The 15,024-nt window shown below is 57.2% G+C and carries 12 protein-coding genes and 2 tRNA genes; 2 read left to right on the top strand and 12 right to left on the bottom strand.

What is annotated here, in order from left to right; genetic code table 11:
* Positions 1 to 81: 81 nt before the first annotated feature.
* Positions 82 to 531, top strand: coding sequence for a DUF3515 domain-containing protein (locus tag ACWICV_RS01565; protein ID WP_400289345.1), 450 nt, complete (start codon positions 82 to 84; stop codon positions 529 to 531).
* Between the two features lie 77 nt (positions 532 to 608).
* Here the strand turns inward: ACWICV_RS01565 and ACWICV_RS01560 are convergent, their stop codons facing one another.
* The 6 genes from ACWICV_RS01560 to leuC all read right to left on the bottom strand — a co-directional run bounded on the left by ACWICV_RS01560 (position 609) and on the right by leuC (position 7,204).
* Entirely contained in the window at positions 609 to 1,721 is a 1,113-nt protein-coding gene (locus tag ACWICV_RS01560; RefSeq protein WP_434690153.1) for a D-alanine--D-alanine ligase, read from the bottom strand.
* The gene (locus ACWICV_RS01555) at positions 1,721 to 2,755 is read right to left on the bottom strand and encodes an NAD(P)H-dependent glycerol-3-phosphate dehydrogenase (protein ID WP_454090854.1); all 1,035 of its coding nucleotides are present in this window, start codon (positions 2,753 to 2,755) and stop codon (positions 1,721 to 1,723) included. Before ACWICV_RS01555 ends, ACWICV_RS01560 begins: the two co-directional genes overlap by 1 nt.
* Positions 2,756 to 2,788: 33 nt before the next feature.
* Positions 2,789 to 3,472, bottom strand: a complete 684-nt coding sequence (locus ACWICV_RS01550; protein WP_105661158.1) for a lysophospholipid acyltransferase family protein — start codon at positions 3,470 to 3,472, stop codon at positions 2,789 to 2,791.
* A 95-nt stretch (positions 3,473 to 3,567) separates the two neighbouring features.
* A complete protein-coding gene (gene murA, locus ACWICV_RS01545) occupies positions 3,568 to 4,887 on the bottom strand; it encodes a UDP-N-acetylglucosamine 1-carboxyvinyltransferase (RefSeq protein WP_332503888.1) in 1,320 nt (439 codons plus the stop codon).
* A gap of 257 nt (positions 4,888 to 5,144) precedes the next feature.
* Positions 5,145 to 5,750, bottom strand: a complete 606-nt coding sequence (leuD, locus tag ACWICV_RS01540) for a 3-isopropylmalate dehydratase small subunit (protein WP_013348787.1) — start codon at positions 5,748 to 5,750, stop codon at positions 5,145 to 5,147.
* Between the two features lie 14 nt (positions 5,751 to 5,764).
* Positions 5,765 to 7,204, bottom strand: a complete 1,440-nt coding sequence (gene leuC, locus ACWICV_RS01535; protein WP_454090976.1) for a 3-isopropylmalate dehydratase large subunit — start codon at positions 7,202 to 7,204, stop codon at positions 5,765 to 5,767.
* 122 nt (positions 7,205 to 7,326) lie between these two features.
* On the opposite strand from leuC, the gene ACWICV_RS01530 reads away from it, so the two are divergent.
* Positions 7,327 to 8,052, top strand: coding sequence for an IclR family transcriptional regulator (locus tag ACWICV_RS01530; protein WP_105659150.1), 726 nt, complete (start codon positions 7,327 to 7,329; stop codon positions 8,050 to 8,052).
* 27 nt (positions 8,053 to 8,079) lie between these two features.
* Here ACWICV_RS01530 and thiL read toward each other — a convergent pair whose 3' ends face one another.
* From thiL to gltX, 6 genes are all read right to left on the bottom strand, one after another.
* A complete protein-coding gene (gene thiL, locus ACWICV_RS01525) occupies positions 8,080 to 9,027 on the bottom strand; it encodes a thiamine-phosphate kinase (RefSeq protein WP_454090977.1) in 948 nt (315 codons plus the stop codon).
* A 75-nt stretch (positions 9,028 to 9,102) separates the two neighbouring features.
* Positions 9,103 to 10,746, bottom strand: a complete 1,644-nt coding sequence (locus tag ACWICV_RS01520) for a GTPase (protein ID WP_454090855.1) — start codon at positions 10,744 to 10,746, stop codon at positions 9,103 to 9,105.
* On the bottom strand, positions 10,746 to 12,275 hold the full coding sequence (locus tag ACWICV_RS01515; protein ID WP_454090856.1) for a dynamin family protein: 1,530 nt from the start codon (positions 12,273 to 12,275) through the stop codon (positions 10,746 to 10,748). Before ACWICV_RS01515 ends, ACWICV_RS01520 begins: the two co-directional genes overlap by 1 nt.
* Positions 12,276 to 12,611: 336 nt before the next feature.
* Positions 12,612 to 12,687 (bottom strand) — tRNA-Glu (locus tag ACWICV_RS01510).
* Between the two features lie 48 nt (positions 12,688 to 12,735).
* Positions 12,736 to 12,807 (bottom strand) — tRNA-Gln (locus ACWICV_RS01505).
* Between the two features lie 686 nt (positions 12,808 to 13,493).
* A complete protein-coding gene (gene gltX / locus ACWICV_RS01500) occupies positions 13,494 to 14,999 on the bottom strand; it encodes a glutamate--tRNA ligase (protein ID WP_454090857.1) in 1,506 nt (501 codons plus the stop codon).
* Positions 15,000 to 15,024 lie beyond the last annotated feature (25 nt).

Genomic DNA, 15,024 nt, shown 5'->3' with positions numbered 1-15,024 from the left:
TATAACGTGTCTAAAATCAGCTTGAAAGCCCGACTGTCACCAAAACTTAACCGAAAACTTGCTCAAACTTCGGCATTGGTGATGAGCGGTACTTTATTACTACCAGTACTTGCAGGCTGCGCATCAGTCGCTTCCGTGGACGCTGCCCCGGACGCAGCCAACCCGCTTTGTGCGGAAATGATGGTTGTCCTGCCCGAAGCCATCGATGATGCCGAGCGTCGTTCAACGACCTCGCAGGCAACCTCGGCCTGGGGCGACCCGTCAAAAGTTGTCTTGCGTTGCGGTGTCGAAGTTCCAGGACCCACTACTGACCCCTGCGTATCCGTGAATGACGTCGACTGGGTAGCGAATGAGGATGAAGAATCAGGTATCTGGACCTTGACTACTTACGGCCGGACGCCGGCGACCGAAGTCGTCTTGGATCCTAACGTCATCCCGTCAAGTACCGTGCTGGCCACGCTGTCGGATGCAGCCCAGAAGATCCCGGCTTCCAAAAAGTGCGTCAGCGTTGACAAGTCAGTGAACTTGTAAGCGGATCGCCTACAAGTAAAGCGTGAGGGTGTGTTGATTCTTCAACACACCCTCACGCTTTAACGGCTATTCCCGGATTAGCGCAAACCGATATTCCGGTCGGTAGCCAGCCCAATCAGCTCATCAATAAGTTCACGGTACTCAATTCCCGTTTTGGCCCACATTTGCGGGTACATGCTTGACGGCGTGAAGCCGGGCATGGTGTTGATTTCATTGATGATCCACTCCCCTTCAGGAGTGTAGAAGAAATCAACTCTAGATAAGCCTTCTGCATCAATAGCGTCGAAGGCCTTGACTGCAAGTTCGCGGATTTCGCGAGTGGCTTCTTCGCTCAGATCTGCTGGGCAGCTGAGCTCGGCCGCGGCGCCATCAACATATTTCGCTTCGAAATCGTAGAAGGTGTGCTCGTTATCTGCCACCGCGATTTCGCCTGGCAATGACGCACGCGAAGGTTCGCAGCCGCGGCCTTCAAGAACACCGCATTCGATTTCACGGCCAACGATCCCCTGCTCGATGATCACCTTGGGATCTTCAGCACGGGCAATTTCAATAGCGGCACGAAGCCCCGAAGACTCGTCTACCTTGGTGATGCCTACCGAAGATCCTGCACGGGCCGGCTTGACGAACAACGGGTACTGCAGGTCTTCGCAACGCTTCATGGCAGCTTCGCTGTTGCGCAGCCACTGCTTGTTGGTGATGACTTCGTACGGGCCTACTTTGAAGCCTGCCCCTTCGAAGACTACCTTCATGAAATGCTTGTCCATGCCCATCGCGCTGGCTGCGATACCCGAGCCAACGTAGGAAACGCCAGCCATTTCCAGCATGCCCTGGATTGATCCATCCTCGCCAAATGGACCATGAAGCAACGGGAAGACCACGTCGATCTCGCCCAGATCTGCCACCGTGGAGTCCGAGTAGGACAGCAATGATGTCTTCTGCGCGTCGGTGGAAAGATGCACCGGATGATCCACCGAGGAAATTTCTGGCAGCTTGCCAGTATTCAGTGCCCAGCCTTCTGGATCCTCGTCCAGCAGGGTCCAGCCGCCGTCGCGGGTGATACCCACCGGAACAATTTCGAAACGCTCGCGGTCGATGGCGTGCATGACGCCGGCCGCAGTAACGCAGGAAACGGAGTGCTCTGAGGAACGGCCACCGAAGAGCAAGAGGACGCGGAGCTTGCGTTCAGTCATTAGTGACGTTCTCCTTCAGATTTCAATTCACGCGCCAACAGGCGTGCAGCCATATTTTCAACGCTCAAGGTGCCCTCCAGGACCATGACCACTGCTTCGCTGATTGGCATTTCCACGTGATGGGCCTGGGACAAGTCGAATACGGCACGTGCTGACTTGATGCCTTCCGCAGTCTGCGACATGCGGTCATTGACCTCTTCCAAGAAGAGCCCCTGGCCAAGCAGGCGTCCTGCAGTGTTGTTGCGGGAGAGCGAGGAAGAACAGGTAGCCACAAGGTCGCCTAAGCCAGAAAGACCTGCCAAGGTGTCCAAACGGCCACCCAGGGCGAGGACCAAGCGAGTGGTTTCAGCCAAGCCGCGCGTGATGACGGTGGACTTGGTGTTATCGCCCATTCCCATGCCATCGCACATGCCAACGGCAAGGGCGATGATGTTCTTGACGATTCCGCCAAGCTCAACACCCAAGACATCGTCATTAGTGTAGGGACGGAAGTATGCAGCGGAGCACAGTTCAGCAATCCACTGCGCAATATCAGAATCGGTGCAGGCCACGACCGAAGCCGTTGGCTGCTCGCGTGCGATTTCCATTGCCAGGTTTGGTCCGGACAGCACAGCGATCTGCTTTGCAGGCAGCCCGGTGACTTCGGCGATGACCTGGCTCATGCGCAGATCGGTCCCGCGTTCAAGACCCTTCATCAGTGAAAGCAATACCGCACCGGGTTCAAAGAATTCTTTGAACTTCGCCAATTCCTGGCGCAACGACTGAGCCGGAATAGCCAAGACGACAAGGTCAGCGTCGTTGAGAACGGTCTTTGGATCCGATGATGCCGTGATGTTTGCCGGAAGCTTGGTTTCGCGCAGGTAGCGTGAATTGGTGTGGCGTTCATTGATTTCGTTGGCGGCGTCTTCGCGACGGGCCCAAATCTGAACGTCGATGCCCTTGTCTGCAACGGAATCAGCAAGCACCTTGGCGAAGGTTGTCCCCCAGCTGCCAGCGCCCATGACGGCGATTTTGCGTGGTAGCGGCTTAGTCAATGTCAGTCCTCTGGAAGGTGTTGATCAAGGTAATTAGTTATCCGGGGTATCGAAATTGCGGCCAGTCTTCGACTGGCCATGCTTGCTGGGATCCCAACGCGCAGCTGGTGCTTCTTCTTGGCGCAGTTCTGCGGTCAGTGCGGTGATCGCGTCCATGATGCGATCGGTGGCTTCTTGCAGCACTGCACGAGTCCGCGGGCCATCACGCAAGTCATCAAGATCCACTGGCTGGCCAACTGACACGGTGACGTGCTTTCGCGGGAACGGATACATTTTCTTGGAATAGCGCGGCAGCAGTTCCTGGTCGCCCCAGTGAGCCATCGGTACCACTGGTGCGCCAGTCTGCAGGGCCAAACGTGCGGCACCGGTTCGTCCTACCATTGGCCACAGAGCAGGGTCGCGGGTCAGCGTCCCTTCCGGGTAAATGACTATGACCCCGCCGGCGTCCAGGACTTTTCGGGCCGCGGCCAGCGATTCGCCAGCATTGGATGCGCTGCGTGACACCGGAACCTGTCCGGTCTCGCGAAGCATCCATCCGAGCACTGGGATCTTGAACAAGGATTCCTTGGCCAGCCAGCGTGGCAGCCGGCCATTGCTGTAAATAGCATGGCCGACAACCAACGGATCAATCTCGGTCAGGTGATTGGGGCAAAGGATGTACCCGCCCGGAGGGAGGGTTTCGAAGCCCTTCCACGTTTTGCCCATCAAACCGTTCATGGCAGAACGGACAATGCCCGCCAATAGCGAGAAAACCCGTTTAGTCTTAGCAGATTCGCCAGGGGCCAGAATCTTTACCACGAATCGGATCCCCTTTAGTTGCTCAGCTCGACATTTGCGCCCAGGGCCTGCAGCTTCTCCATGAAGTGCTCGTAGCCCCGGTTGATGATCTCAATGCCGGTGACCTTGCTGGTGCCTTCTGCAGCCAGAGCAGCGATCAAATGGGAGAAACCGCCACGAAGATCAGGAACATCGATGTCGGCACCGGTCAGCTTCGCTGGGCCTACGACAACAGCAGAATGCTTGAAGTTGCGCTGTCCGAAGCGGCAAGGTGTGGACCCGAGGCAGTCGGTGTGAACCTGGACGGTGGAACCCATGCGAACCAGCGCATCGGTGAATCCGAAGCGGTTCTCATACACGGTCTCGTGAATGACCGATACGCCCTTGGCCTGGGTCAGGGCCACTACCAGCGGCTGCTGCCAGTCAGTCATGAAGCCCGGGTGGACGTCGGTTTCCAGGATCAGTGGATTAAGGTCTCCACCTGGGTGATAGAAGCGAATGCCGTCGGACTTGACGTCGAATTCACCACCGATCTGGCGGTAGACGTGCAGGAAAGCAGTCAAATCACGCTGGGTCGCGTCCTGGACGAAAATATCGCCCTTGGTGACCAGCGCGGCAGAGGCCCATGATGCGGCTTCGTTGCGATCAGGCAACGCGGAGTGGTCGAAGCCCGTAAGCTTCTCGACACCCTGGATGCGGATCACGCGGTCGCGGTGCACGGAGATGATGGCGCCCATCTTCTGCAGAAGCGAGATCAGGTCAAGGATTTCTGGCTCAATGGCCGCGTTGCTGACTTCGGTGACACCCTTGGCTCGAACGGCCGAGAGCAGTACCTGTTCGGTGGTGCCGACACTTGGGTATTGCAGTTCAACCTTGGCGCCGGTCAGCCCATTAGGGGCCGAGATGCGGATGCCATCGGCAGCCTTGTCAACGATCGCTCCAAAGTCGCGCAGCACTTCCAGGTGGAAGTCAATCGGACGGTCGCCGATGCGGCAGCCACCCAGATCCGGGATGAACGCTTCGCCCAGGGCGTGGATCAATGGTCCGCAGAAAAGAATAGGGATACGCGAGTCACCGGCATGGGCATCGATCGCCTGGTTCGAGGCGGTCTTGACCTGGGTAGGGTCCATGGTGAGATCGCCGGTTTCAGGGTCCTGGTCAACCTTGACACCGTGAATTTCAAGAAGGCTGCGCACGACAGCTACATCTTTGATCTCCGGTACGTTGCGCAATACCGAAGGGGTATCGCCAAGCAGAGCCGCGACCATGGCTTTTGGCACTAGGTTCTTTGCTCCGCCGACTCGTACGGTGCCCTTGAGCGGGACACCACCATGGATCGTCAGGATCTTACCCATGTATGAATTACCTCATCGCGTAGTCGTTATCGCCCGCCGAAGCTTCTAGGCTTTCGAACTGGCAGGACTAAGTAAGCATACCGCCTCTGTACCTGCCAGTATGCCCAGATCATCTCGTGGCGCACACATTGTGAGCATGCTTTCAGACAGACCTATTACGCTCTGCCGAAAATCATTCCATCAGGAATGCAATAATCCGCTCACCCCTAACAACGTCAGGGAGGAGCGGACCATTCCAATTACTTTGAACTCGTTGCTTAGCCTGCGGTTCGTGCCGGCAAAGTTTGCGGCTTATGCGCAGGACGCTTGGCTTCGTATGCGGTGATATCTTCCTCATGCTGCAAGGTCAGGCCGATATCGTCCAGGCCTTCCATCAAGCGCCAGCGGGTGTAGTCGTCAATCTGGAACGGTGCCGAGATGGAACCGCACTGGACCGTACGCGATTCCAGGTCAACGGTGACCGTGGTGCCTGGATTGTTCTCCAGTTCCTTCCAGATCAATTCAATGTCGCTCTGGGCCACTTCAGCAGCAACCAGTCCCTGCTTGCCCGAGTTGCCACGGAAAATATCGGCAAAACGAGCGGAGATCACAGCCTTGAATCCGTAGTCCTTCAACGCCCAGACAGCGTGCTCGCGCGAAGAACCGGTGCCGAAGTCGGGACCTGCCACCAGCACGGAGCCGGTATTGAAAGGTTCCTGGTTCAGGATGAAGTTCTCATCCCGTCGCCAACCCGCGAACAACGCATCCTCGAATCCGGTGCGGGTGATGCGCTTGAGGTAAACGGCAGGAATAATCTGGTCCGTGTCCACATTGCTCTGGCGCAGTGGAACACCAATACCGGTGTGGCTGACAATCTTTTCCATGACGGTGATCCTTCCTAGACCGAAGTCGGTGCGTTGACGAGGTCGCTGGGCGACGAGAGGGTTCCACGGATAGCGGTAGCCGCGGCCACCAGCGGCGACACCAGGTGGGTACGTCCGCCCTTGCCCTGTCGTCCTTCGAAGTTGCGGTTGGAGGTGGACGCGCAGCGCTCCCCCTCGGCCAGCTGGTCCGGGTTCATGCCCAGGCACATGGAGCAACCTGCAAAGCGCCATTCAGCACCGAAATCCTTGAAAATCTGGTCCAGGCCTTCAGCTTCGGCTTCCAGCCGAACACGCGCCGAGCCGGGTACCACGATCATGCGGACATCAGGATCCTTTTCCTTGCCCTTGATGACCTGGGCAGCTGCACGCAGGTCCTCCATGCGGGAGTTGGTGCAGGACCCCAGGAAGACGGTATCCACGCGGATGTCCTTCAGCGGAGTGCCGCCGGTCAGACCCATGTAGTTCAAGGCACGCTCGCAGGCCTTGCGGTCATTCTCGTCTTCGAAGTCTTCCGGAGAAGGCACATTCTCGGACAGCGAGACACCCTGGCCGGGGTTGGTACCCCAGGTGACAAATGGTTCGAGTTCGTCTGCATTCAAGAAGACTTCAGCGTCGAAGCGCGCGCCTTCATCGGTGTGCAGCTGCTTCCAGTCCTCGACGGCGGCGTCCCAGTCTTCGCCTGCCGGTGCATGCGGGCGTCCCTTGACGTATTCGAAGGTGGTCTCGTCCGGAGCGATCATGCCGGCACGGGCGCCAGCCTCGATGGACATGTTGCAGATGGTCATGCGGGCATCCATGGACAGCGAGCGAATCGCAGAACCACGGTACTCCAGCACGTACCCCTGGCCGCCACCGGTACCGATCTTGGCGATGACCGCCAAGATAATGTCCTTGGAGGTAACACCAGGCTTCAAGGTGCCTTCGACGTTAATCGCCATGGTCTTGAATGGCTTCAAGCTCAGCGACTGGGTGGCCATGACATGCTCGACTTCCGAGGTGCCGATACCCAAAGCCAGGGCTCCGAAGGCGCCATGGGTCGAAGTATGCGAATCACCGCAGACAACAGTCATGCCCGGCTGGGTCAGACCCAGCTGTGGACCCACCACGTGAACGATGCCCTGCTCCTTGTCGCCCAAGGAGTGCAGGCGAACACCGAATTCCTTGCAGTTATCCCGCAGGGTGTGGATCTGGGTGCGGCTGGTCAGGTCGGCAATGGGCTTGTCAATATCCAGCGTGGGAGTGTTGTGGTCTTCGGTCGCAATCGTCAGGTCCGGACGACGCAGCGGACGGCCAGCCAGGCGCAGGCCCTCGAAGGCCTGCGGCGAGGTCACCTCGTGCAGCAAGTGGAGATCAATGTAGATCAAATCCGGCTGGCGGGCTTCGCCTTCGCCTTCTCCTCGGCGCACAACATGTGCATTCCAGACTTTTTCTGCCAATGTCTGGGGCGACTGCATGGCGGACATGCGACACACTCCTCAAGCTACGAACATTTGATACTCCAACTTTGACACTTCATAGATCGACTTTTCCAGTATGCGGACTTGAATCTCAAATACTGAGACATGATACTGGAACCATGACAACAGGCAGCGGCGTAGGCGTACTGGACAAGGCAGCAGCCATTCTCAACGCATTGGAGAATGGTCCCACTTCCCTGTCCCAGCTGGTAGAACTCACCGAAATCTCGCGTCCTACGGTGCACCGCATTGCGCAATCGCTGGTTCACCATGGATTGGTGGGACGCGACATGCATGGCCGCTTTGAACTGGGAAACCGTCTGGTGGAACTCGCCAGCGCCGCTGGCGAAGACCGATTGGTCAGCGCCGCTGGCCCCGTGCTCATCAAGCTTCGCGACCTCACCGGTGAAAGCACGCAGATTTTCCGCAAGCAGGGCGATTATCGTGTGTGCATCGCCAGTGCTGAGCGTCCAATCGGCCTGCGTGACACCATCCCTGTTGGAACCCAGCTGTCCATGAAAGCCGGCTCGGCAGCCCAGATTCTGCTCGCCTGGGAAGACAATGAACGCATGGTCGATGGATTGCATCACGCGCGCTTCACGCCGACAATTCTGGCTGGCGTCCGTCGACGTGGTTGGGCCCAGTCGCTGGGAGAACGCGAGCCAGGTGTTGCTTCCGTATCGGCACCTGTTCGCGGTCAGTCCGGACGAGTCATCGCGGCTCTGTCCTTATCCGGCCCGATTGAACGGCTCACGCGCCAGCCGGGGAAGATTCACCACGAAGCCGTGACTAGCGCCGCCCACGAGCTTTCTGAACTGCTGCGCATCCAGAATGATCGCGCGTAGCCAGCTCTTGAAGCACGTTCGGTGCAGCTAGCCGAAGTGGTCAAAGCCTGTCTCGGGCTTTGAGACCTTGCCATCAAGTTTCACTACTGCGCGGCGGCCATTAGCCGGCTTGGCAGCACCAATTACGGTGAATTCCTCTGGGATTTCAATTCCCTCTGGGAAGGCGGCAAGGAGTCCAAAATCTTCGCCGCCGTACAGTACCCACGACATCGGATCGGTGCCGGTCAGTTCTGACGCGGCTTCCAAGCGAACAGCATAATCCTGCAGCGCGGAAGACTCTAACTCGAGATTCACATGGCTGGCTTTGGCCAAGCGCCCAGCGTCACGGATCAGCCCATCAGATATGTCCATCATGGCTGTAGCACCTGCTTCCGCGGCACGCGGGCCGGATTCCAACGGTGGCACGGGTCGGCACTGCGCCTGGACCAGCCGGCGCACCGCCCGGCTCCAGTCTTGTTCGTTGCGATCATGTTCCAGGACGGAAAGCCCTGCCCCAGCTGCACCGACACGTCCTGCCACGGCAATGCGGTCGCCAACTTGGACTCCGCTCCTCAGGACCTTGCCATGCTCGCATTCGCCCAGAACTGTAGTGGTAACGGAAATTTCTTGGGACTTCCCGAGGTCTCCCCCCAGAATGGTAAGTTCCTGTGCGCCAAGTCCCTGTATCGCCTCGGCGATGCCGCGGCTGAAGTCCCTGACCCATTCCAAGGAAGTGTCCTTCGGCAGGGACAAAGAAATCACGGCGCCAGTTGCGTGACCGCCCATCGCATTAATGTCCGAAACATTTTGGGCAATGGATTTCCACCCGATGTCATAGGCTCTGTGCTCTAACCCGCTGGGCCAGATCAACCTAAAATCTTGATTCTCAACCAGAGTATCCACGGAGACGAGAACTTCCGTTCCGCGCACGCGCAGCGCGCCTGCGTCATCGCCGGGCCCGAGACTTGCTTGTTCAGAATCAAGCAGCGGCAACATCGCGTCCAGGATGCCTTGTTCCCCAAGGTCACCTACCGTTGCATCGACGTTTGGTTGGTTTGTAGTCACAGAGTTCTAATCGGCTTTCTTGGCTGCTGAGGTGATCAATGCTGAATAACTATTGAAGGTGTCCAAGTGCTGGTCAACAGGATCAATCACGGCCTGCCTGACCAAGTGGGATACCGAGCGTTCAATGTTCTTCAACGCTTTCCTACGCTTAACTTTAGCGACTATTCGGTTGACAAACGAGCAAGCCAAGCCAAGGACAATACCCAGCAGTATTCCTATGAAAACCAGCAGCGTCGGGACTGCGATTCCTTCGACCCGGGGAGCCTGTGGCAGGTCGAATTGGAAGTATCCAGCCACCGGATAGCCTGCGAGCCACAAGGCTCCGCCCAGGGCCGCAACAAGTGCCACCCATTGGATGACTTTGACTACCGGCCACCACCACGAGGACCGTTCAACACCCAGCGGTGTGCCGGCTATAGCCGCATCGATGCCGTCATCTAGTACCTCCGTATTCGCGTGCACCTTTTCACGCAGTGGCTCTTTCCAGCTTTCCGGAAGATCGTTGGAAGCCTCGGAAACATACTGGTTAATGCCATGTTCGATAGCCGAAGCCTCCGCGACAGAAAGCTCTGGACGCGAAGTCAAGGACAATTCCGGGTCTTCATGCCGGCGCCCAAGATTCATCCGTTTCAGCGGATCGTTGCGCAGCTTGACCAGCCACGTGGTCAAAGGCCATCCTGTTCGCGAAGCACCCCGAAGCAGGTAGGAGGTCTCCACTGCGTCAGCAATGTACTGGGCGCCGTGCGCTTTTGCGATCACACGCTCCAGCTCTGCTTGGTGCAGCTGGCTAGGCAGGCGCACCTTTTCCACCTGGAGCTCCTCACTGAGGCGGTGGATGACTTGATCAACATCTGCGCGGAGCCGACGCGTGGAAAGTGCCTTGTTTTTCGCCGCGGCCGCAATCTTGGCATGCACATCTGCGATCCCTTCGCCCGTGGCAGCAGAGGCGCAAACGATGGGAAGGTTCTCCAAGCCGGAGGTTGCCAAGATGCCGCGCAAGGAATCGACGACTTGCTTGCGTTCTTGTTCTGCAATCTTGTCAATCTGGTTCAGGACGATCAGCAGGTTCCCCTGCTGGCTGCGCAAGGAATTGAGATATCCATGGTGTATTGACGCGTCGGCGTATTTCTGCGGATCAAGCACCCATACCAGATAATCCACTTGGCCCACCAAACGAGCAGCAATCTTGTGGTGATCCACTGCCGTGGAATCCATGTCCGGTAGGTCCAACAGCAAGAGACCGGAGTCGAACTTCTTTTTCTTTCCAGGTTGCGCCCGGCTGTCCTGATCGCCCATGACGTGACGAGTAGTCACTTCCAGCCAGTCCAGTAACTCGCTTGATCCTTCTGGTTCCCAGATTGCAGCGACAGTATCAGTAGTAGTCGGGCGGATGACACCCGTGGCCGCCAACTCATGCCCTACCAAAGCGTTGAACATCGTTGATTTTCCGCTGCCCGTGGCACCGAAAAGTCCTACAACCACATGTTCGGATGAAAGCTGGCGCCGAGATTCAGCACGCGTGATAACGTCCGCGGCTAGATCGATGGTTTCTGGTTCCAGATATGGTTCTGCAAGCTGCATCGCTTCCACGATGCTGTTGATTTGAGAGTTGAGACCGCTGACTGCTCTGAGAATCTTGCGCTCGGACATTAGTGAGCCCCTTTGCTGCTCAAGGCTGAGGTAATCTTGCCCAAACGATCGGCAAGCTCCGGCTGCGATTTTGCGGCTAGCTCGTCCAGGTAGATCGACGAGGTCCTATCCAGTAGATCCCGTGCCCGGGTGTCAAGCATCTTGCGGGCTTTGGTGGCCATGCGACGTACCGCATCCTCGCCAAAAATTGCTTCCAGCAGTTTCTGCCCTACCAATGCGGAGCCGCCGGCAATACCGATTTCCAGACCGGTGAGGCCCGCTGTTGACGCAAAGACCACGACCATCAGGATGACCGCCACCCCGTTGACTCCAAATGCCGCCATGCGGGCCGTCTTGCGCTTCCCGGCGCCCTCCTGCCGAATCATGTCCAAGACATCTTTTTGCCAAAGCCGGATGCTTTCCGAAGCTTGCTCATTGAGATCCTGTGGCGGGCGCGGCGATTGCAGATTAGAGCGTAACGCTTGGCCAAATGGCGTGTTCTTCCACGACCTGTCAACGTCGTGGCAGGCCTTGGTTGCCTCGGCGATGAAGACCATGTGCAGGCCTGATTCGATGGCTTGTTCAACACGATGGGTCGCTGGCGGTTTTCCCGTCAAGAATGCGCCAACACGATCCCTCATCCGTCCAATGGCGCCTTCGATTCCGCGCAGCAGCTCGCCCGCTCCTACGAAGTCCTGCCACCGGGCCAGGATTTCGCCACGCAGCAATGAGCCGTCATTGAGCGAATCGTTAATTCTGGCCAGCGATTGCTCAAAGCGCTCATTGGTAAGGGCGCGCAATTCACCGAGCTGTTTCTCCTGCTCTTGCAGTTCAGCGATAAGCTCACTGACATCTGCGGTGGTGCGCCGCAACGCGCCGTCAAGTGTTTGGGCCGCAATCTGCTGCCGTTTAGCGGAATCTGCTGCCAGTGAGTTCAGCCACGCGAGCAAGGGTTCCACGTGCTCACTTGGAATCAATTTCTGGTCATCCAGTTGCGTCTCGTTCAGGACATGCAGCAACGACGGATCCAGGTCCTTCTCGCTTAACAGGCGTTTCAAATCCGGAACAATATCGTCTTCGGCTCCAGGTGGCACCCTGTTCAAGACGACGCAGACGGTAATTTTCCGTGCGCCGGCTTCGGTGAGCATATCCCAAGGAAGAGCATCGGCGTATCTATTGGCTGTGGTGACAAAAATCCATAGATCTGCTGCGTTCAGAAGCTGGCCCGCCAATTCCCTGTTCTCGTCGGAAACCGAGTCGATATCCGGGGCATCGAGGATGGCCAAACCTCGTGGTACCTGCTCACGGGGCGTCATCAACAGCGCATGATTACTGTCTGCTCCGGCATCGGCATTGAAGCCACGTCCGGCTACGCGTTTAAGTTCGGGAAGAATCCGTTCAGATTCAAAGAAGGATTGGTCAACAGGGTTGAAAGCCAAGACCGGAGTCCGGGTGGTCGGACGCACGGCGCCGGAGAGACTGACAGGTTCTCCCAGAAGGGAATTGACTAGAGTCGATTTGCCCGAGCCCGTGGAGCCACCGACGACCACCAGTAGCGGTGCGCCGAGATTCGAAACTCGTGGAATGAGGTAGTCCGAGATTTGATGCAATGCCTTGTTGCGCAGTTCTTCGAACGCAGAGGCTTCTCGTGGCTGGCCATTTACAAAGGAAAGCTCTTCGAGCAGCTTCTGGAGCTCGCTCAAACGCGCCGCGGAATCACTGCCAATTTCGGTTTGCGAGGCAGTTTCCTGCCCTGAGCTCTTAGCCAGATCTGAATTCGACTCCATGAGAACTATCTTGCCTCATGCCAACAGGGAAACCCGCGAGCCTGATGCAGATTTTGTCCGGGAAACGCAAAAACCGCGGAATTCTCCGCGGTTTTACTGTGGTGACCCCAACGGGATTCGAACCCGTGTTGCCGCCGTGAGAGGGCGGAGTACTAGGCCGCTATACGATGGGGCCGTATGCTGAAGACTAATCTTCAGCTCACCAAATCTCTTTGGTGAAGCGCTGGGATACCAGGACTCGAACCTAGAATGACGGAACCAGAAACCGTTGTGTTGCCAATTACACCATATCCCACTGTGACTTGGCCTTTCCGGAATTCAGCTGAGCGTCATTCCGGCCACTGCCGTAGCACGAGATAAAACTATACCGGCCTAATGTTCAGTACACAAATCGAGCCTCGCGACCGGTGCCCCACGCAGAATCCGCGGAAAATCAGCAAAGAACAGCTGCCAGTCATCCCAAATCCGCCACTAGCCAAGCAGGGAAATTCTTGTGAAGTGAAGCACTGTCCGTGAGAAAATACTGGAGTCCCGCGTCAACGGCACATTGATAGCCGCCAACAGGGTCATCCCCTATGCAAAGCGCCTGTGCCGGCAGACCCTCTAGTTCAGCGCACCGGCCAAGGAACGGGGCACAAATGGGGTTTAGGCTTCTCCGCTTGACGCGGTTAATCTTGCCAAACTCCACGCACGCAGCAACCGCACTTCTCGCTGCCCAATGAACATAAGCCCGCCTGCCATGTACCTTTCCCGGGCATAAGCACCATCATCCGCAAAACCTGCCTCAATCCCGGCCAGTCGCTCGAGATACAGATGCGCCAGCTCCGGCTCGGACATGGACGATAAACGCGGATTGCGGCCGTTCGCACATCTACGAGTGCGTCAACAATCTCAACGAAAACGCCTCGGACAGGACCAGCTCACAGGACTGGAACCATCCGAGGCGTTCAACGTGCTTCTCAGCGGGCTTTCGGCGAATAGCTAGCGGGACTCGCCAAATGCGCGCAAACGCTTGAGACTCGACTCGCGTCCAAGAATTTCCATGGACTCGAAGAGCGGTGGAGATACGCGCTTTCCCGAGATAGCAACGCGGGCTGGACCGAATGCCTGACGAGGCTTCAGTTCCAGTTCGTCCACAAGCTTCGTGCGCAGTGCTTTCTGGATGGTTTCGGCGTTCCATTCGGTAAGGGTTTCGAGGCCCTGGACGGTAGCGTCGACAACCTCAACCAGGTTTGCCGGCATTCCCTTGAGCGCTTTCTCATCAATGACAATTTCGTCATCAGACTTGAAGAGGAATTCAAGCATGTCGGTCGCTTCACCCAACAGGGCAATACGTTCCTGCACCAGCGGCGCAGCCTGGTCCAGGATGTCGTTTTCACGTTCAGTCAGCTCCTCGCCCACCAGGCCAGCGGCCTGCAGGTAAGGGACCAAACGATCACGGAAATCCTGTGCTTCGAGCATGCGCACGTGGGTTCCGTTGATTGCTTCTGCCTTCTTCACATCGAAGCGGGCAGGATTGGACAGCACATCTGCTACATCGAAGGCTTCTACCAGCTGTTCACGCGAGAAGATATCTTCATCAGCACTCAGCGACCAGCCAAGCAGCGCGAGATAGTTCAGCAGGCCTTCCGGGATGAAACCATTGTCGCGGTGCAGGAATACGCTGGATTCTGGATCACGCTTGGATAGCTTCTTGTTGCCCTGTCCCATAACGTAGGGCAGGTGGCCAAAGCGCGGCATGTACTGGGCAACGCCGATATCGTGCAGCAACGCATACAAGACGACCTGGCGTGGAGTCGAGGACAACAGATCTTCGCCACGAAGTACGTGGGTAATGCCCATCAGCGCATCATCGATTGGGTTGACCAGGGTGTATAGCGGCTTGCCGTTGGCGCGCACCACCACATAGTCGGGAACGGATCCAGCCTTGAAGGTGATCTCGCCACGTACCAGGTCATTGAAGGTAATGTCGTGATCCGGCATGCGAACACGCAATACCGGTTCACGACCCTCGGCCTTGAACGCGGATTTCTGCTCATCGGTCAGTTCGCGGTCGAAGTTGTCGTAGCCCAGCTTCGGGTCACGGCCGGCTGCCTTGTGGCGTGCTTCAACTTCTTCTGGGGTCGAGTAGGACTCGTACAGATGGCCTGCAGCACGAAGCTTGGCAATGACGTCCTCGTAGATGCCACCACGCTGCGACTGGCGGTATGGCTCATGCGGACCGCCCGCGTTGACGCCCTCGTCCCAATCGATACCCAACCATGCCAGAGCATCCAAAAGCTGGTTGTAGCTTTCTTCGGAGTCACGCTTAGCATCGGTGTCTTCGATGCGGAAGACCATTTTGCCGCCGGTGTGACGCGCGTAGGCCCAGTTGAAAAGGGCAGTACGGATCAAACCTACGTGAGGGGTACCAGTTGGGGATGGGCAAAAACGAACGCGTACCGGGGTATCTTCGGTAACAACGGGAATCAACGAAAGATCAGTCATGATGTTTTCATTCTATGCCTTCCTC

It is taken from the genome of Glutamicibacter sp. NPDC055354, from assembly GCF_053644955.1.
This window is presented reverse-complemented; position numbering and strand designations above follow the sequence as displayed.